Source organism: Larkinella sp. C7, assembly GCF_006149005.1.
Lineage (GTDB): Bacteria > Bacteroidota > Bacteroidia > Cytophagales > Spirosomataceae > Larkinella.
In genome coordinates this window covers 1-462 of record NZ_VBSL01000152.1, presented here as the reverse complement: position 1 = coordinate 462, position 462 = coordinate 1, and the positions used below count along the sequence as shown (strand labels likewise).

At 46.5% G+C, this 462-nt stretch carries 1 protein-coding gene; it reads left to right on the top strand.

Annotated elements, in window-relative coordinates:
• Window positions 1-462, top strand: a 462-nt coding sequence (locus FH871_RS34865) for a tagatose 1,6-diphosphate aldolase (protein WP_138995345.1), incomplete at both ends; no start/stop codon positions are given.

Genomic DNA, 462 nt, shown 5'->3' with positions numbered 1-462 from the left:
TGATGACAAGGGCATCATTTCGGCCTTGGCCTTTGACCAAAGGGGGGCCCTCAAGCGATTGATGGCTCAGTACCAAGATGCTGAGACAAGCGTTGCCCAAATGGAAGAGTTGAAAGTGTTGGTGGCAGAAGAATTAACACCCTATGCTTCATCCATGCTCTTGGACCCTGAATATGGCCTGCCAGCGACCAAGGTTTTAGATAAAAATGCTGGTCTTCTCTTAGCATACGAAAAAACGGGCTATGATACTACTAGTACCAAACGTCTGCCGGATTGTTTGGATGTCTGGTCGGCAAAACGTTTGAAAGAGCAGGGGGCTGATGCTGTTAAATTCTTGCTCTACTATGATGTGGATAGTAGCGAAGAGCTCAATCAGCAAAAGCAAGCCTATATTGAACGGGTTGGCTCTGAATGCCTTGCCGAAGATATTCCTTTCTTCTTGGAAATTCTGGCCTATGACGA